This window comes from Acidimicrobiia bacterium, from assembly GCA_009694375.1.
Classification (GTDB): domain Bacteria; phylum Actinomycetota; class Acidimicrobiia; order Acidimicrobiales; family VFJN01; genus VFJN01.
In genome coordinates this window covers 56,594-74,564 of record SHVB01000011.1, presented here as the reverse complement: position 1 = coordinate 74,564, position 17,971 = coordinate 56,594, and the positions used below count along the sequence as shown (strand labels likewise).

The following is a 17,971-nucleotide window of genomic DNA, read 5'->3' as shown; positions in this document are numbered from 1 at the left end:
ACTACATCGCCCCCATCTCGGCCGAGCGCGCCGCGGTGCAATACGAAGCACGGGACTAACGCCGAGCCCACCACCAAGGAGCGCACCGCCGCCTCGCCACCGGTGGTACCCAGGCCGCGCTACTCGATGCGCATTCCGGAGATGGCTCGGCTAATCACCAGCTGCTGGATCTGCTCGGTGCCTTCGAAGATGTCCATGATCTTGGCGTCGCGATGGAACCGCTCCACCGGGTACTCGCGCACGTAGCCGTAGCCCCCGAGGATCTGCATGGCGCGCTCGGTGACCCACGTGGCGGTGCGACCGGCCTTGAGTTTGCACATCGAACCCTCGGCGTTGGTGTAGCCGCCGTTGTTGGCCAGCCAGGCGGCTCGCCACACCAGGAGCCGGGAGGCATCGATCTCGGTGGCCATGTCGGCCAGCATGAAGGCAATGGCCTGGTTCATGATGATCGGCTTACCGAACGCCTGGCGCTCCTTGGCGTAGTCACGCGAGTACTCATACGCGGCGCGAGCGATGCCCACCGCCATCGCCGCCACCGCCGGTCGGGTGCTTTCGAAGGTAGCCATCGCCGGCTGCTTTTCCCCGGTGCGCTGATGACCACGGGCCTTGTCCAACCGGGCATCGAGCTTCTCTTTCCCGCCGAGCAGGCAAGCACCGGGCACACGCACGTCCTCCAGTACCACCTCGGCGGTATGCGAGGCGCGGATGCCGTGCTTCTTGTACTTCTGGCCCTGCGAGAGGCCCTGGCTGTTGGGGGGAATGATGAAGCTGGCCTGGCCCCGGCTCTTGAGTTCCGGTTCGACCGAGGCCACCACCACATGGATGTTGGCGATGCCGCCGTTGGTGATCCATGCCTTGGTGCCGTTGAGCACCCACTCATCGCTGGCCTGGTCATAGACGGCCCGGGTGCGGAGCGAACTCACATCGGAACCGGCGTCGGGCTCAGACACGCAAAAGGCGCCAAGTTTCACGTCATCGGCGTCGCCGTAGCACTGCGGCACCCACTCCATGACCTGCTCGGGCGTGCCCGCACCGGCGATGCCGGCCGCCGCCAGCCCCGAACCGAAGATCGACAGCCCGATGCCGGCATCGCCCCAAAAGAGCTCCTCGATGGTCACCGGCAGGGTGAGGCCCGTGGGGTCGCCCATGAGCGCCTGAGCCATGAAGTCCATTCCGTACAGGCCGATTTTGGCGGCCTCTTGGAGGATCGGCCACGGCGTCTCTTCGCGCTCGTCCCACTCTTCTCCCGCCGGTCGCAACACCGTGTCGGCGAATTCGTGGACCCAACTCTGCAGTTGCAGTTGGTCCTCGTTCAGCTGCAGGGAAAACTCGGCCACGGGAAGAACCTCGTCTCAGGGAGAAGGGATCAAGTTACCGTTAGGTAACAACCCTCCTGACGATACCCGAAACAACGACGACTGGCGCAAGTCGCCGTCGATTCCCCGCCGCTCTCACCCCCCCGAACGGCGCCAGGTGGTTCCCGTCGGGGTGTCGAGAATCTCGATTCCCTCCGCCGAGAGGGCATCGCGCAGACGGTCCGAAGTGGCGAAATCCTTCGCCGCCCGGGCCGCCTGGCGTTGCGCCACGAGCCCATCGATCCGGGGATCGCTCCCCTGCTCGTCGGCATCGGGCGCCACGGCATCGGCGAGGCCCAAGCCGAGGGCACGGTCGGCATCGGTGAGCAACGCCCACGTGTCGGCCGGGGATAGGCCGGGGTCACGCACGGCCTCCCACACCACTGCGAGGGCTTGAGGAGCCTTGAGATCATCGGCCAGGGCACTCCAAAAGCGGCGGCGATACGGATCGACCGCCGCCGGGTTCGACGTCCCCCCAGCGGCGCGAGCAACCGCGGCATGGCCCACGAGACGCCGCAGAGCCGTGTTGGCCGCCTCCATGGCCTCCCAACTAAAGGCCTGTTGCTGGCGATAGTGGGCCTGGAAGGTGAAGTAGCGAAAGGCCAACGGATCCAAACCGCGTTCCACGATCGTGTCCACCACCAACACATCGCCTTTGGACTTGGAGATCTTGGCCCCGCCGAGGTCCAGGAACTCGTTGTGCATCCAGGTGCCCACCCACGGGTGCACGTCGAGCACGCACTCGCTCTGGGCCACCTCGTTGGTGTGGTGCACGCGCTGATGATCAACCCCGCCGGTATGGATGTCGAAGCGCTCCCCGAGGTACTTCGTCGCCATGGCCGAGCACTCGATGTGCCATCCCGGAAAGCCCCGTCCCCAGGGCGAGTCCCACTCCTGCTGGCGCACCATCCCGGGCGGGGTGAGTTTCCACAGCGCGAAATCGGCGGGGTGGCGCTTGGCCTCGATGTGCTCGATGCGGCCGCTCGTGGTCATCTCGTCGAGGTCGAGACCGGCAAACTCCGCGTAGCGGGGGAAAGTCGACACATCGAAGTACACGCCGTCGTCCACCACATAGGTGTGGCCCTGCGCTTGGAGGATCTCCACCATGGCGATCTGCTCGGGGATGTGGCTGGCCGCTCTCGGCACGATGTCGGGCTCTTGGCAACCGAGCCGGCGACGATCGGTGGCCCACTGCTCGGTAAAGTGCGCGGCAATCTCGGCGGCGGACCGCCCGGTAGCGGCAGCGGCTTGTTCGAGTTTGTCATCGCCGTCGTCGGCGTTGGACACCAGATGGCCCACATCGGTGATGTTGGTGACGTAGGTGACCTCATAGCCCGCCGCCGTCACCACCCGCCGCAGGAGATCCGGGATCACCTGACTCCGCATGTTGCCCAGGTGCTGCGGGGCGTAAACGGTGGGGCCGCACGAGTAGATCCCCACCCGCGGGGGGGCCAGCGGCACAAAGGGCTGCACCCGACGGGTCCGGCTGTCGTAGAGCCGCAGGTCCTCGAGACCGGGAGTCGGCCGGATGGTGCTCACCGCCTCATCATGACCGATGCGCCCCTCCGGCTCCGACCGAACCCACCCGGGGCCACCCCGCGTCAAGGGCAATCGTGGTGCGCCAGCGCCCGCAACTATCCTGCGCCCCCGTGACGACCATCCCCGACAAGCCGTCCCTCGACGGGCTCGAAGCCAAGTGGCGCCAGCAATGGGATGCCGACGGCACCTACCGCTTCGACCGCACGAAGGGGCGCGCCGAGGTGTTCTCGATCGACACCCCGCCTCCCACGGTGAGCGGCACGCTCCACCCGGGCCACGTGTTCAGTTACACCCACACCGACCTCATCGCCCGTTATCAGCGCATGCGCGGCAAAGAGGTGTTCTATCCGATGGGTTGGGACGACAACGGGCTGAACGTGGAGCGCCGGGTGCAACTGCTCACGGGCACGATGGTGGACCCCACCCTCCCCTACGACCCCCACTTCCGCCGCCCGGTAAAGGTAGACCCGAAGGCACGCGCCGTTCCCGTGAGCCGACCCAACTTCATCGAACTGTGCGAAGAGGTGGTCCCGGAGTTTGAGGCGGCGTACCACGACCTCTGGGCCACCGTGGGTCTCTCGGTGGACTGGGACCACACCTATACGACCATGGGGGCCAAGGCCACGCGCACCAGCCAGCGGGGCTTCCTGCGTCTGGTGCAGCGCGACCTCGCCTACCGATCCGAGTCGCCCACGCTGTGGGATGTGGACATGCGCACGTCGGTGGCCCAGGCCGAACTCACCGACAAAGAGTTGCCCGGCGCGTACCACAAGCTCGTGTTCGCCGGCCCGAACGGTCCGCTCCTCATCGACACCACTCGCCCGGAGTTATTGCCGGCCTGTGTGGCGGTGGTCGCCCATCCCGACGACGAGCGGTTCCAGCCATTGTTCGGTCAATCCGCCGTCACCCCGCTGTTTGGGGTGAGCGTGCCGATCCTCGCTCATGAACTCGCCGACCCCGAAAAGGGCACCGGGATCGCCATGATCTGCACCTTCGGTGACACCACCGACGTGGTCTGGTGGCGTGAGTTGGAACTGCCGGTGCGGGCCATCGTGCAGCGCGATGGTCGGTTACGGCCGGTGACCTGGGGTGACCAGGGCTGGCCGAGCCAAGACGTCGAAGGGGCCCAACGGTCCTACGACGAACTCGCTGGCAAGACGGCCAAGCAAGCCCAGGCCCGCATCGTCGAACTGCTCCTCGAGGCCGAGGCCATCGACGGCGAGATCCGCCCCATCACCCACTCGGTGAAGTTCTGGGAAAACGGCAGCCGCCCCTTGGAGATCGTCACCAGCCAACAGTGGTTCATCCGTTACCCGCCGAAGGAGGAGATGCTGGCCCGCGGCGCCGAACTCACCTGGTGGCCCGACTTCATGCGGGTGCGCTTGGAGAACTGGGTGAATGGGCTCATGGGCGATTGGAACATCACCCGCCAACGCTTCTTCGGCGTGCCCTTCCCCGTCTGGTACCCCATCGATGCCGATGGCCGCACCAACTTCCTCGCCCCCATCCTGGCCGAAGAAGCGTCGTTGCCCATCGATCCCACCACCGCGGTTCCCCCCGGCTTCACGGAGGCCCAGCGCAACCAGTCCGGCGGCTTCGCGGCCGATCCCGACGTCATGGACACCTGGGCCACCTCCTCGCTCACCCCGCAGATCGTGTGCGGCTGGGAGGACGACCCCGACCTGTTCGAACGCACCTTCCCGATGGACCTGCGCCCCCAGGCTCACGAGATCATCCGCACCTGGCTTTTCGCCACCGTGGTGCGCAGCCACTACGAGCACAACACGCTGCCGTGGGCCAACGCCGCCATCTCGGGATTCATCGTGGACCCGGACCGCAAGAAACTGTCCAAGTCGGCCGGCAACATGCCCGATGATCCTGTGGTCCTGTTGCAGCGCCACGGTGCCGACGCCGTGCGCTACTGGTCGGCCAACGGTCGCCCCGGCATGGACATGAGTTTCGACGAAGGCCAGATGAAGATCGGTCGGCGGTTGGCCATCAAACTGCTCAACGCATCAAAGTTTGCTCTCAGCTTCGGGGCGGCCACCGGCGAGGTCACCGAACCTCTCGACCGCGCCATGCTCCTGCGTCTGGCCGATCTCATCGACGACGCCACGGCCTGCTTCGACCGGTTCGACTACGCCCGCGCCCTAGAACGCACCGAGTCGCACTTCTGGACCTTCTGCAACGACTACCTCGAACTGGTGAAGAACCGTGCCTACCGTGACGACGACGGGGCCCGTTCGGCACGCGCCGCCCTCGGCCCGGCCCTCGAGGCCATCCTCAAATTGTTCGCCCCGTTCCTGCCCTACGTCACCGAAGAGGTGTGGTCGTGGTTCCAGACCCACAGCATCCACCGTTCGACCTGGCCCGAATCGGCCGCCCTGCGGTCCCTGGCGGGCCCCAGCGGCGACCCGGCGGTGCTCACGGTGGCGGCGGAGGTACTCACCGAACTACGCCGGGCCAAATCTGAAGCCCAGCAATCCATGCGCACGGCCGTAGAGCGAGTGGTGGTCACCGACACCCCCGAGCGGCTCGGCTGGCTGGAGGCAGCCCGCGGTGATCTGTGCGCGGCGGGGGTGGTGACCGAACTCATCACCACCCCCGGCGATGCCTTCGCCGTAGTGGTCACCCTCGCTACGAGCGAATAGTCCACGCACGGCCGACGGTCGGCGGATGATTGCCGACACCGCTCCGGGCTCCCCTAGGCTTCCGGTCGATGCGAATCGACGTCGACCCCCACCCTGTTGACCGTCGATCACCACTTCCCGCCCCCTCCCGGTGCGAACCGAGGGCCCTCACCCCATGACCACCGGCATCGACGCCCCCTCCAACCCCCCCGTGGCCCCGGCGACGGTCGCAGCGCCCCAGCCGGTACCCGTGATGAGCGGGGTCCCGCTCCCCGCCGACAACCTTCGCTACCGCGCCAAGCGCAAACTGCTCGGTCAACCGCTGAACAGCAACGAGCTCGACCACCAGCGCCTCGGCAAGCCCACCGCGCTAGCCGTGTTCGCGTCGGACAACCTCTCCTCTAGCGCGTACGCCACCGAAGAGATCCTCCACGTGCTGGTGCCGGCCATCGGGTTGTTGGCCTTCTCGCTCGTCATGCCGATCACCCTCGCCCTACTGGTGATGCTGGCGCTCTTGATCCTCTCCTACCGGGAGACGATCAAGGCCTACCCGTCCGCCGGTGGTGCCTACCTCGTCACGCGCGACAACTTCGGCATCGTGCCCGCCCAGGTGGCTGGCGCCGCTCTGCTGATCGGCTACATCCTGACGGTTTCGGTTTCGGTGTCGGCCGGCACGGCGGCCCTGGTCTCTTCGTTCGAGGTACTGAGCCCGGCCCGGGTGCCGATCTCGCTCGGGTTCATCGCCATCGTGATGTACGGCAACCTGCGGGGCGTGAAGGAAAGCGGGAGGGTCTTCGCCGCTCCCACCTACTTCTTCATGCTGAACATGGCCGCACTCCTGATCTTCGGCCTCATACGGTACCTCAGCGGCGACCTCCCGCTCCTCGGTACCGCCGCGGAGGGCAGTCTCCCCATCGGTGAGGCCAGCGCCGGCGCCGGGCTCTGGTTCGGAGCCTCCGCTTACATCCTCGCCAAAGCCTTCGCCTCCGGCGGTTCCGCCGTCACCGGCGTTGAAGCCATCTCCAACGGGGTGCCCGCCTTCCGGGAGCCCGCCTGGAAGCACGCCCGCCAGACGCTGGTGCTCATGGGGGCCGGTCTCGCGGTCATGTTCTTCGGGATCTCGATGCTCGCCAGCAAGATCAAGGTCATTCCGTTCGAGAACGGCACCCCCACGGTCCTGGCCCAGATCGGCGAGGCCGTCTACGGCACCAGCGAGTTCGGGCCCGCCCTCGGTTACCTGCTGCAGGCCTCAACCATGCTCATCCTCGTCTTGGCGGCCAACACTGGCTTCGCCGACTTCCCCCGCCTGGCCAGTGTTCAAGCCAGCGATAGTTTCCTCCCCCGTCAACTCACCAAGCGCGGCCATCGCCTCGTGTTCTCCAACGGCATCGTTTCGCTGGCGGTCAGCGCCGGACTCCTGGTGATCCTCACCGGGGCCGAGGTGACCAAACTGATCCCCCTTTATGCCATTGGCGTGTTCGTGGGCTTCACGCTCTCGCAGGCCGGAATGACCCGACACCACCTCCGTTATCGCGAGCAAGGCTGGCGACTGAGCCTGCTGCTGAACGGCGTGGGAGCGCTGATCTCCGCTGCCGTGGTACTCATCGTGCTGGTCACCCGCATCACTGATGCCTGGGTGATGTTGGTGATCATGCCGCTGTTCGTACTTCTCCTGTTGCGGCTCAACCGTCAGTACCAACGGGAGGCGGAGTCGCTCGAACACGACGTACCGGCAGCCGCCACTGCCCCGATCCTGCGGCGCCATGTAGTGCTCGTGTTTGTCGATCGCCTCGACATGGCTTCCGCCCGCGCCATCCAGTACGCCCGCACACTTACCCCCGACGAACTACGCGTGGTGCACTTCGCCATCGACGATACCGCCGCCCAGAACTTGGTCGAGGCCTGGCAAAACACCGGCCTGAAGCGCGTACCCCTCGAGATCGTGGAGTGCCCCGACCGGCGGCTGCTGCGGGCCACGGTGGAGTGCGTGGCGCGTGAGTTGGCCGACGGTGATACCGAAGTGTCGGTGCTCCTTCCGGAGCGCAAGTACAAGGGAATCTGGCACCGGGTGCTCCACGACAAGACAGCCGACGCCATCCTCGAAGAGGTATCCCGGCTTCCCCATGCCAATGTCACCACCGTGCCGTTCCACCTCGATTCGGGAAAGACGGCTCCCTTGGATCTCCCGATCACCCCGCCAACCCACGACGACTCTGGGCGACAGGTGGTGACGCCAACTCCCGACCGCTCCACCACCGACCCCGCCGTGACCCTCGCGCCCGGATGCATCCCGATTACCGATGCTCACTGGCGACAACGAGTGAAGATCTCTGGTCGCGTCCGATCGATGCGGGTGGCCCCGTTGGGTGATGCCCCCACAATCGAGTTGGTCATCCTCGACCACACCGGGGCCATCTCCGTGGTGTTCCTGGGCCGGCGCAGCCTGGCCGGTATCGGGATAGGCACGACCATGGCCGTCGAAGGCACCGTAGGCGTGCACAAGACCCGCCTCGCCATCATGAACCCCAGTTACCAACTGCTCTAGCCGCGCTCAGTCGGTCAACCGAGGAGCCCCCTCGATGAGGTTCAGGTTGTAGAGCACCTCATCGAGTTTGTCGCCCGCCTCGATGGCCCCGAAACGCTGGGGCGTCTCGGCCGTGCAGCACGAGGGGAGCGGGGAGAGGACCGTCCACGGCGTGGGGTGGCAGAACTGCACCACGCTGTACCGCTCGCCGGCGTAGGCGGGCTCGGCGACCACCCGATGAACCCCGGGGGGAATCAGGCCATTGGAGAGCACCTCCAGCATCATTCCTGAGTTGATGATCACCCTCCCATCCGGGGCCACGGCGTCAACCCAGCCATCGCCGGTTTTTACCTGGAGGCCCGGGGCGGTGGCCCGGGGCAGCGCGGTGATCAAGTTGATGTCGGCGTGCTCCCCGGCCCACTCGTGGACCGGGCCGGCGGGAGCATCGGCCATCGGTGGATAACGAATGGCCCGAGTGAGGGTGGAACCGTTCGGCAACATCGCCTCGAAGAGATCCTCATGGGCGCCCAGACCCACCGCGATGAGGCGCAGAAAACGCCGCTGGAGGTCGTAGAGGCGCTCGTGAAACACCATCAGCACCTCGGTGATACCCGGTACCGCCGCTTCGGGGAGTACCTGATCCAAGTAGCGGTGCGGATACTTACGCCGCAGGGGGTGACCGACGGGTGGCTCGTCACTCCAGTTCAGCATCTCCTTCCAATCAGGCACCTCGGCCGAGGTCGCCGTCTCCACCAACAGCCCGGTGTACCCCGTCTGGCCGTGGGAACCAGGGGCCACGAACCTGCTCTTGGTGGCCTGATCCAGGGAGAAGAACTCCGCCAACTTGCCGTAGGCATCGTCGATCAGGGCTTCGGAAAGATCATGGGTGGTGTACACGAAGCCGGTGGCCAGGGAGCGCCGCACACCGTCCACCACCGCAGCGCGTTGGCGGGTATCGCCCTGCTCGAAGTGCAAGAGGTCCACCTCGAGAATCTCCGCCATGTGGGCAACCTATCGCCGCTCCCGATGGGAGGAGGACCTCAGGCGTCGAGTTGGCGGGCGAGGGCCTCGGTGGCCTCGATGAACTCCTCGATCATGTCGAACACAACCTGCCGGGAGGTCTTGCGCTGGTTCATCGTGCCCACCACCTGACCCACGAAGTAGTTGGCCAGTTTCTCAGCACCGGACCCGGGAGTCATGGCGGCTCGGCTAATTCGCTGCTGGGCAATCGCAGTGAGGATCGGCTGTAGGGGCATACCCAACGGATCGGGCGTATCGGCCCGTTCCCACTCCTCGGTCCACGCCGACTTCAACATGCGGGCGGGTTTGCCCGTGAGCGACCGCGAACGCAACGTGTCGTCGGAGGTAGCCGTGAGCATTTTCTCTTTCACCACCGGGTGAGTTTCGGCCTCATCGGTGGTGAGCCACACCGATCCGCACCACACCCCCTGGGCGCCGAGAGCCATGGCGGCGGCCATCTGGCGGCCCCGGCCAATACCACCGGCACCGAGCACAGGCACGGGGGCCACTGCGTCCACCACCTCGGGGATGAGCACCATCGAGCCGATCTCTCCGGTGTGGCCACCGGCCTCGTAGCCCTGGGCGATGATGATGTCCACCCCGGCCTGCACATGCCGTTCGGCGTGCACCGCTTTGCCCGCCAGCGCTCCCACCAGCCGGCCCTCCTCTTTCACCCGATCGATGAGGAACTGGGGGGGCGGTCCGAGCGCATTGGCCACGAAGGCGGTGCGATGGGCCAACGCAATCTCCAACTGCGGACCGGCCGCCGCCGCCGAGAACGGGGCGGCCCCGCCTCCGGCTTGCTCGAGACCACGCCCCCCAACAAGGTCGTCGCGCTCTAAGAGTTCGGGAACGTCGTAGCGACGAAGAATGTCATCGACGAAAGCCTGGTGTTCGGCGGGGATGAGTCGGCGAATGTCTTCCAGCGTGTAGCCGCCGTTCTCGTCGCCGGCGTAGCGAGCGGGCACGATCAGGTCCACCCCGTAGGGCCGCTCCCCCACCTCGGCCTCGATCCACGCCAAATCGATCGCGAGTTGTTCGGGGCTGTGGGCCACGGCTCCGAGCACACCGAGACCACCAGCCTTGGAGACCGCCGCCACCACATCGCGACAGTGGGAGAACGCCAGGATGGGGAACTCGATGTTGAGTAGATCCGTGACAGAGGTGCGCATGGGGCTCCTGAGTTATTGAGGATGAGTGGCCGGGGGGCCAGTGGTGGGGGCCCCGGCAAAGGCCTGGGCATGATCGAGCCAATCGGCGGCGGCCGCCCCGGTCACCGCCAGGTCGGTGTCATCGCGATGACGGCGTTGGGTGACCACCAAGCAAAAGTGTTCGGCGAGCCCGCGCACCGTAGCGGGATTGTCGTCTCCGCCCCACCTCCAGAGGTCGCCGGAGGGGCCGAGAAGTTCCACACCCACCTCCTCGGTGGGCATATCCATCCCCCGGTTCAGGTACGACCAGCGGCGGGTGATCACGCCGAGTTGAGCAATGTGGCGGAGACGGTCGGTAGCGGGCCGGGATGCCTCCAGCCCGGCCGCCGCCATCGCATCGACCACGTCTTGACCGTGGGCCCATGTCTCCATGAGACGGGCGGTAAGAAACGACTTCGCTCCCATCGACGGTCCGTACCAATCGATGCGTTGGTCCTCGGTAAGAGTGATGGTGGCGTGGGCCAGGCGATTCCGCTGTTCCCGCCACTGTTCCAAACGCGCCGCTACCGTCATGGCTCGCCAGGGGCCGAGGGTGAGCGCATCGGCGGCCTCGGGATGGTCGAGGGACGCCGCCACCAGTTCGTCGCGCTGCGTTGCGAAAACCTCGGGGTGCATGATGGCGTTGGTGGCGGTGCCGTCGAAGTACTGGAGGTGTCCGATCTGATCGGCCACGGTCCACCCCGGACTGGGGGTGGCGAGGTGCCACTGGGCTTCGGTGAGCCCCCCGACCACCACATCAAGCGCCTCCTGCTCGGCCACGAGGTCGGCGGCCAGGATCGCCACCGTGGGCGACGGCATCATTGATCTCTCGGCGCCCACGCTGGGGCCCGCTTTTCCAAGAAGGCGGCCATTCCCTCGGCGGCCTCGGCACTGGTGAACCGCTCCTGGGAACGCTCAGTGGTCAACCGCCAGGCATCTTCGGCCGACAACATGGGAACGTCATACACGAGGCGCTTGGCCTCGGCCAGCGCCACGGGACCGCCGCGGGTGAGATCGTCCACCACCGCGGCCACTTCAGCATCGAGTTCGGCGGCGGGCACGGCGCGGGTAATAAGACCAAGCCCCGCCGCTTCGGGGGCCAGGAATCGTCGACCCCGTAGGAAGGCCTCCAGCGCATCCCCGCGCCGCATCTTGGGCAGGCAGACCACCGAGATCATCGCCGGGATCACCCCCACCCGCACCTCGGTGAAACCCAACAGCACGTCGTCGCGGGCGATGGAGATGTCGCACGCCGCCACCAGGCCTACGCCACCGGCCACGGCATGGCCGTCTACCCGCGCCACCACCGGCGTCGGTGATTGTTGGATCAACCGAAGCAAGGTCACGAGCCCGTCCGGTCCCCGCCCCGGCGGCGGAGGGGAATCGGCGGTCGCCCCCGCACCAGACTGTTCGCTCAAATCAGCCCCGGCACAAAATATCCGTCCAGTGTTGGTGATCACGATGACGCGCACCGAGGCGCTGGCGTTGGCGGCGGCCAGGCCGTCGATCAGTTCCGCCACCACCGCCCGCGTGAGGGCATTGCGATTGGCTTCATCAACCAGGGTGAGAGTGGCGACGCCCGCCGAAATGGTCACCGTGACCACCGGATCTGTCGCGCCCTTCGCCATGCCGCACGATAACATTGACCACTGAAGATTACCGCAATACGGTCGGGCGTCATGCAACGCACCGGACTAGCGGAACCCCTCCGCTCCACTCTCGATCCCACCGGCGCCACCTTCGCCCAGAACCGCTCCGACATGCTCGAACAGTTGGCCGTGATCGACGAGTTGCTCGACGAGGCGGAGGCCGGCGGCGGCACCACTCGGATGGACCGCCTCCGCAGCCGCGGCAAACTCCCGGTGCGCCAGCGCATCGCCCATGTGCTCGACCCCGACAGTCCGTTTCTCGAGATCAGCCCCCTAGCGGGCTACGACTCCGACTACACCATCGGCGGCGGGATGCTCGTGGGCATCGGGATCATCGCGGGCACCGAATGCGTGATCTTGGCCAATGACCCTTCGGTACTCGGCGGGGCCCTCACGCCCTACGCCGCCAAGAAATGGAATCGCGCCCTGGAGATCGCCCGCGACAACCATCTTCCCTATGTGAGTTTCGTGGAGTCCGCCGGGGCTGACCTTCGGGTAGAGGCCGGGGGCGGGGGTCGCCGCGCACAGACCGAACACTTCGCCGAGAGCGGCCGCTTCTTCTATGAGTTGATCGAACTCTCCCAGATGGAGATTCCCACGGTGTGCGTGGTGTTTGGCTCATCTACCGCCGGCGGGGCCTACCAACCCGGCCTGTCGGACTATGTGATCGTGGTGAAGGAGCAGTCCAAAATCTTCCTGGCTGGTCCTCCGCTGGTGAAGATGGCCACCGGTGAGGAGAGCGACGACGAGACCCTCGGGGGGGCCGACCTCCACGCGGAGGTCTCCGGCCTAGGCGATTACTACGCCGTGGATGAAATGGACGCCCTGCGCTTGTGCCGCGAGGTGGTGTCGCACCTGAACTGGCGCAAACCCGGCCCCGAACCCCACTTCCGCCCCGACGAACCCGTCCATGATCCCGAGGAGTTACTGGGCATCGTGAGCCGGGACCTGAAACAGCCCGTAGAAATGCGAGACGTCATCGCCCGAGTGGTCGACGGCTCCCGCTTCGAGGAGTTCAAGGCCCGCTACGGCCCCACCCTCGTGTGTGGATGGGCTTCGATCCACGGGTATCCGGTGGGGATGGTGGGCAACAACGGGGTGCTCTACCCCGACTCGGCGGAGAAGGCGGCCCATTTCATCCAACTCTGCAACCAGATCGACGTTCCCTTGGTGTTCCTGCAAAACATCACCGGTTTCATGGTGGGCCGCGACTTCGAGGCGGCCGGGATCATCAAAAAGGGCTCGCAAATGCTCAACGCCGTCACCAACTCCACCGTGCCGCACCTCACCGTGATCATCGGCTCGTCCTACGGCGCCGGCACCTACGGGATGTCTGGCCGAGCGTTCGGGAACCGCTTCACCTTCCTCTGGCCCACGGCCAAGGTGGCGGTGATGGGACCCAAGCAGATCGCCGGGGTGATGTCGATCGTCCGGCGAGGCCAGGCCGCCCGCCAGGGTGAGCCGTTCGATGAGGACGAGGACGCCAAGATCGTGGAGATGGTGGAGGCCGTGCAGGAAAGCGGATCGCTCGCCCTGCGCGCCACTGGCGCCATCAGCGACGACGGAATCATCGACCCGCGCGATACGCGCACCGTGTTGGGAATGTGCCTCTCGGTGGTACGCAACAAACCCATCGAGGGTGCCGACGGCTACGGCGTGTTTCGACTGTGAGCCCCACTGTGATCAGGCGCCTGCTCGTCGCCAATCGCGGCGAGATCGCCGGCCGCGTGTTCCGCACCGCGCGCGCCATGGGCCTCCAGTGCGTGGCCGTCTACGCCCCCGCCGATGCCAACAGCCCATTCGTGGCCGACGCTGACGAAGCCGTGCTCCTCCCCAACGGATACCTCGACGGCGACGCCATCATCGCAGCGGCGGTGGCCACCGGAGCCGATGCCATCCACCCTGGCTACGGATTCCTGTCGGAGAACGCCGTCTTCGCCACCGCCGTTACCCAGGCCGGGCTCGTATGGATCGGACCCTCCCCGGAGATCATCGAGGCCATGGGCGACAAGATCGCCGCCAAAGTACTCGCCGAGGCGGCAGGGGTTCCCACCCTGGCCTCCTCGCAGGACGTAGCCGACGCCGGCGCACTGGGGTACCCGATCCTCGTGAAAGCGGCCGCCGGGGGCGGCGGTAAAGGGATGCGGATCGCCGCCGACCCCTCCCAACTCTCCGAAGCCGTGGCGGCCGCTCGCCGGGAAGCCGCCAGCGGATTCGGTGATGACCGGGTTTTCCTGGAGCGCTACCTCGAGCGGGCCCGACACATCGAGATACAGATTCTTGGCGATGCCCACGGTGGTCTGCTGCACCTCGGCGAGCGGGAATGCTCGATCCAGCGACGCCACCAGAAGATCATCGAGGAGTCGCCGTCGTCGGCGGTAGACACCACCCTGCGCACCAAGATGGGAGCGGCCGCTCTCGCCCTCGCCGGCGCCCTCGGCTACCAATCCACCGGCACGGTCGAATTCCTCCTGGAGGAGACCACCGGGGAGTTCTTCTTCCTCGAGGTGAACACCCGCCTGCAGGTGGAGCACCCCGTAACCGAGGCGGTAACCGGGATCGATCTGGTGCGCGAACAGATCCGCATCGCGGCGGGCGAACCGCTCGGCTACGGACAGGCCGACGTGTCGTGGACAGGCCACGCCATCGAGGCCCGCCTCTACGCCGAGGATGTAGCGGCGGGCTTCCTGCCCGCCATCGGCACCCTCGCGGCCTTCGTACCTCCCGCCGAACCCGAGGTGCGCTGGGACACCGGGGTCGCCACCGGCTCCACGGTGGGGCTCGATTTCGACCCGATGCTCGCCAAGGTCATCGCCCATGCCCCCACTCGGTCCGAGGCGGCCGGTCGCCTGGCCCTGGCCCTCGATCGGCTCCACGTCGGCGGCATCACCACCAACCAGGCCTTTCTGACCGCCACCTTGCGCCACCCCGCCTTCCTGGCGGGCGACACCACCACCGACTTCATCGAGCGGGTGCGGCCCGGCGGTACCCCGGCACTAGACGACACCGCCCTGATGCGTCTGGCCATTACCGCCGCCCTCTGGCAACAGGGCCACCACCGCCACCATGCCCCGGTGCTGCGGGGGTTTCCGAGCGGCTGGCGCAACGCCCGTCTCCCGGCCCAGCAGGCGACCTTCGCCCGAGGCGAGCAGTCTGTGGCCGTCACCTACCGGGCGCAGCGAGACGGCTCGTTTCGGGTGGGCGACACCACCCTCGCCCGGGTGCACCAGTGGAGCGAGGAACGCATCGATGTGGAGATCGACGGTCGCCGGAGTGTGTCACGAATCACCCGGTCTGGCTCGCGATTGCACATCCAGACCGGGAACGGCACGGTAGAGATCGACATCGTCTCGCGCTTCCCCCCACCCACCGTTGCCATCGCGGCTGGTGGCCTGGTGGCCCCCATGCCAGGGGTGGCCAGCGACGTGCGGGTGGCGGTGGGCGACACGGTGACCGCTGGCCAAATCCTCGTGGTGCTCGAGGCCATGAAGATGGAACACCACATCACCGCCGCCAACAATGGCACCGTGGTCGAGGTGCTCGTGCGCGCCGGCGAACAGGTTCGCAACAGCCAGGTACTCCTGATCATCGAAGCCCCCAACTCCCCTGATGAAGAGGAAATCTCATGACCGCTCCCCTCCGTATCGCCAACTGCTCCGGCTTTTACGGCGACCGAATGAGCGCGGCAGCTGAGATGGTGGAGGGCGGGCCGATCGATGTGCTCACCGGCGACTGGCTGGCCGAACTCACGATGCTCATCCTCGCCCGCACCCGGGCCAAGCACCCTCGCGGGGGCTACGCCCGCAGTTTCGTCATCCAGATGGAGCAGGTGATGGGCACCTGCCTCGACCGCGGCATCAAGGTTGTGTCCAACGCCGGGGGCCTCGATCCCGATGCGTGCGCCGAAGCGGTGGCTGAGGTGGCCGACCGGCTCGGGTTGTCGCCGCGCATCGCCTACGTGCGCGGCGATGATCTCCTCCCCCGCCTGCCCGAGTTGGTGACCGCCGGTGTGGAGATGGCCCACCTCGATACGGGTGAGCCCATCGGCGACACCGCCCGGTTCATCAGCGCCAACGCCTACTTCGGATGCTGGGGCATCGTGGAGGCGCTGCGGGGTGGAGCCGACATCGTGATCACCGGTCGTGTTACCGATGCCGCCATCGTCTGCGGACCGGCGGCCTGGCATCACCACTGGGAGCGCGACAACTGGGATGCCCTCGCCGGGGCCGTGGTGGCCGGCCATGTCATTGAGTGCGGCACCCAAGCCACCGGCGGCAACTACTCCTTTTTTACCGAGGTGCCCGGCCTCGTGCGCCCTGGTTTTCCGTGGGCCGAAGTGGCGGCCGACGGATCGTCGATCATTGGCAAACATGACGGCGCAGGGGGGCAGGTGTCGATCGGCACCGTCACTTCACAGTTGCTCTACGAAATCGGTGGCCCCGCCTATCTCGGTCCCGACGTCACCGCCCGCTTCGACACCATCGAACTCACCGAGGTGGCCCCGGACCGAGTTCGCATCAGCGGTACGAAGGGTGAACCGCCCCCGGCCACACTGAAGGTGGCCATGAACGAGTGGGGCGGGTACCGCAACGACCTGGCCGTGGCCATCACCGGCCTCGACATCGAAACCAAGGCCCACCTGGTGGAGGAGGGGTTCTGGGCGGCCTGTCCCTACGGGCCAAACGACTTCGCCAGCGTGACCACTCAACTCGTGCGCACGGACAAGCCCGATCCCGCCACCAACGAAGAGGCCGTTGCGCTGTGGCGGCTTTGCGTCAAGGACCCCGACGAGCACAAGGTGGGCCGAACGGTCTCCAACGCCGTCATCGAACTGGCCCTAGCCAACATCCCGGGGTTCTTCGGGGTGGGGGCCGGGCCCTCCACCGCCCGTCCCTACGGCGTGTTCCGGCCCGCCCTTGTTCCCGCCGCCCTCGTCCCCCAGGAGGTCGTGGCGCTCGGCGGCGGCGCCATGGTGGTGACCTCGGTGGCGCCCCCGGGGTCGGTGACGGTCACCCCCCAACCCGGGCCAGGGGTGCCTGGGCCCACCGACGCCACCGTGGCGGTACCGTTGGGACGCATCGTGGGCGCCCGCTCGGGCGACAAGGGCGGCAACGCCAACCTCGGCGTGTTCGCCCGTAGCGACGAGGCGTGGGCCTGGCTGGACGCCTTCCTCACCATCGATCGCCTCCAGAGGCTCTTGCCCGAAACGGCAGACCTCGTGGTAACCCGCCACCCCCTGCCGTCGCTGCGCTCGCTCAACTTCGTGATCGTGGGCCTGCTGCAAGAGGGCGTGGCGGCCTCCACCCGCCAGGACGGCCAGGCCAAGAGCCTGGGCGAGTGGCTGCGGGCTCGCGTCGTTGACGCGCCCGCATCACTGCTGCAATGACCAACCTCGACGATCAGATCCGATCGGTGCCCCGACCCGTGCCCGTGTTGAGCCGCCAACGCGAACGCTCCCTTACGAGCCGCCAACGCGAGATTCTCGATGCCCTCAGCGCGTTGGTGGATGACGGCTTCGCCGATCTCACCATGGTCGGGCTGGCCGCGACATTGAGTTGTTCGCTGCGCACGCTCTACGAACTGGCCCCCAGTCGGGATGAGCTCGTGCTGGTGGTGGTGGACCGCAACCTCTGGCGCATCGGCCGCACCGCCGCCGGTGCCCTCCATAACGACATGGCCCCCCTCGATGCGCTGCGGGCCTACCTCCGCGCGGCCACGGTGGCGGTGGCCGGCACCACGGCGGCCTTCGCGCGCGATATGGCGACGGTGCCCGCCGCCCAGCGCCTCAACGACACCCACTCCAACTATCTCGTAGCGGTGGCCCGATGCCTTCTGGACCTAGCCGTGGCGCGAGGGGAAATGGCCAACGTGGACACCGGCGCGGTGGCCCGGGTGATGGCCGGTCTCGGCCGCGACCTGGCCCGCCCCGAAGTCATCTCCACCCTGCGGTCCTCCCCCAAAGACGCGGCCGACGCGGTGGTTGACGTGATTCTTCGAGGTCTGGCGGTGGCCTGAAGCCCCTTCGGCGGCGTTGCGGTGAATATTTCGCATAACCTGAGCCCGT

At 66.9% G+C, this 17,971-nt stretch carries 12 protein-coding genes; 6 read left to right on the top strand and 6 right to left on the bottom strand.

The features are described from left to right. Positions 1-119: 119 nt before the first annotated feature. Positions 120-1,337 carry an acyl-CoA dehydrogenase gene (locus EXQ71_08425; GenBank protein MSO87532.1) on the bottom strand — a complete coding sequence of 406 codons (1,218 nt, stop codon included), beginning with the start codon at positions 1,335-1,337 and terminating at the stop codon, positions 120-122. A 114-nt stretch (positions 1,338-1,451) separates the two neighbouring features. Beyond that, on the bottom strand, positions 1,452-3,065 hold the full coding sequence (locus tag EXQ71_08420; GenBank protein ID MSO87531.1) for a cysteine--tRNA ligase: 1,614 nt from the start codon (positions 3,063-3,065) through the stop codon (positions 1,452-1,454). Between EXQ71_08420 and valS the strand changes: the two genes are divergently transcribed. After that, positions 3,014-5,545: a valine--tRNA ligase gene (valS, locus tag EXQ71_08415; GenBank protein ID MSO87530.1), complete on the top strand. Its 2,532-nt coding sequence runs from the start codon at positions 3,014-3,016 to the stop codon at positions 5,543-5,545. The genes EXQ71_08420 and valS overlap by 52 nt on opposite strands. A gap of 154 nt (positions 5,546-5,699) precedes the next feature. Next, a complete protein-coding gene (locus EXQ71_08410) occupies positions 5,700-8,069 on the top strand; it encodes an amino acid permease (GenBank protein ID MSO87529.1) in 2,370 nt (789 codons plus the stop codon). Positions 8,070-8,075: 6 nt separating this feature from the next. On the opposite strand, the gene EXQ71_08405 is transcribed toward EXQ71_08410, so the two are convergent. The 4 genes from EXQ71_08405 to EXQ71_08390 are packed head-to-tail and all read right to left on the bottom strand — an operon-like array spanning position 8,076 to position 11,886. Continuing rightward, positions 8,076-9,050, bottom strand: a complete 975-nt coding sequence (locus tag EXQ71_08405) for an isopenicillin N synthase family oxygenase (GenBank protein ID MSO87528.1) — start codon at positions 9,048-9,050, stop codon at positions 8,076-8,078. A 38-nt stretch (positions 9,051-9,088) separates the two neighbouring features. Next, on the bottom strand, positions 9,089-10,240 hold the full coding sequence (locus EXQ71_08400; GenBank protein MSO87527.1) for a nitronate monooxygenase: 1,152 nt from the start codon (positions 10,238-10,240) through the stop codon (positions 9,089-9,091). A 12-nt stretch (positions 10,241-10,252) separates the two neighbouring features. Continuing rightward, positions 10,253-11,077 (bottom strand): TIGR03084 family protein, encoded by an 825-nt coding sequence (locus EXQ71_08395; GenBank protein MSO87526.1) that lies wholly within the window; start codon positions 11,075-11,077, stop codon positions 10,253-10,255. Next, the gene (locus EXQ71_08390; protein ID MSO87525.1) at positions 11,077-11,886 is read right to left on the bottom strand and encodes an enoyl-CoA hydratase; all 810 of its coding nucleotides are present in this window, start codon (positions 11,884-11,886) and stop codon (positions 11,077-11,079) included. Before EXQ71_08390 ends, EXQ71_08395 begins: the two co-directional genes overlap by 1 nt. Positions 11,887-11,937: 51 nt before the next feature. Here EXQ71_08390 and EXQ71_08385 point away from each other — a divergent pair, with 51 nt between their 5' ends. From EXQ71_08385 to EXQ71_08370, 4 genes are read left to right on the top strand one after another with little or no spacing between them, the layout of a single operon-like run. After that, on the top strand, positions 11,938-13,578 hold the full coding sequence (locus EXQ71_08385) for an acyl-CoA carboxylase subunit beta (GenBank protein MSO87524.1): 1,641 nt from the start codon (positions 11,938-11,940) through the stop codon (positions 13,576-13,578). Positions 13,579-13,586: 8 nt separating this feature from the next. Beyond that, on the top strand, positions 13,587-15,536 hold the full coding sequence (locus EXQ71_08380) for a carbamoyl-phosphate synthase L chain ATP-binding protein (protein MSO87523.1): 1,950 nt from the start codon (positions 13,587-13,589) through the stop codon (positions 15,534-15,536). Beyond that, entirely contained in the window at positions 15,533-17,293 is a 1,761-nt protein-coding gene (locus EXQ71_08375) for a DUF1446 domain-containing protein (GenBank protein MSO87522.1), read from the top strand. Before EXQ71_08380 ends, EXQ71_08375 begins: the two co-directional genes overlap by 4 nt. After that, on the top strand, positions 17,290-17,922 hold the full coding sequence (locus EXQ71_08370; protein ID MSO87521.1) for a TetR/AcrR family transcriptional regulator: 633 nt from the start codon (positions 17,290-17,292) through the stop codon (positions 17,920-17,922). The genes EXQ71_08375 and EXQ71_08370 overlap by 4 nt, the downstream gene beginning before the upstream one ends. Positions 17,923-17,971 lie beyond the last annotated feature (49 nt).

Excerpts from the sequence above, each read along its gene's own strand:
- EXQ71_08410 (MSO87529.1), top strand. The coding sequence starts at position 5,700 with ATGACCACCGGCATCGACGCCCCCTCCAACCCCCCCGTGGCCCCGGCG.
- EXQ71_08405 (MSO87528.1), bottom strand. The coding sequence starts at position 9,050 with ATGGCGGAGATTCTCGAGGTGGACCTCTTGCACTTCGAGCAGGGCGAT.
- EXQ71_08400 (MSO87527.1), bottom strand. The coding sequence starts at position 10,240 with ATGCGCACCTCTGTCACGGATCTACTCAACATCGAGTTCCCCATCCTG.
- EXQ71_08395 (MSO87526.1), bottom strand. The coding sequence starts at position 11,077 with ATGCCGTCGCCCACGGTGGCGATCCTGGCCGCCGACCTCGTGGCCGAG.
- EXQ71_08390 (MSO87525.1), bottom strand. The coding sequence starts at position 11,886 with ATGGCGAAGGGCGCGACAGATCCGGTGGTCACGGTGACCATTTCGGCG.
- EXQ71_08385 (MSO87524.1), top strand. The coding sequence starts at position 11,938 with ATGCAACGCACCGGACTAGCGGAACCCCTCCGCTCCACTCTCGATCCC.
- EXQ71_08375 (MSO87522.1), top strand. The coding sequence starts at position 15,533 with ATGACCGCTCCCCTCCGTATCGCCAACTGCTCCGGCTTTTACGGCGAC.
- EXQ71_08370 (MSO87521.1), top strand. The coding sequence starts at position 17,290 with ATGACCAACCTCGACGATCAGATCCGATCGGTGCCCCGACCCGTGCCC.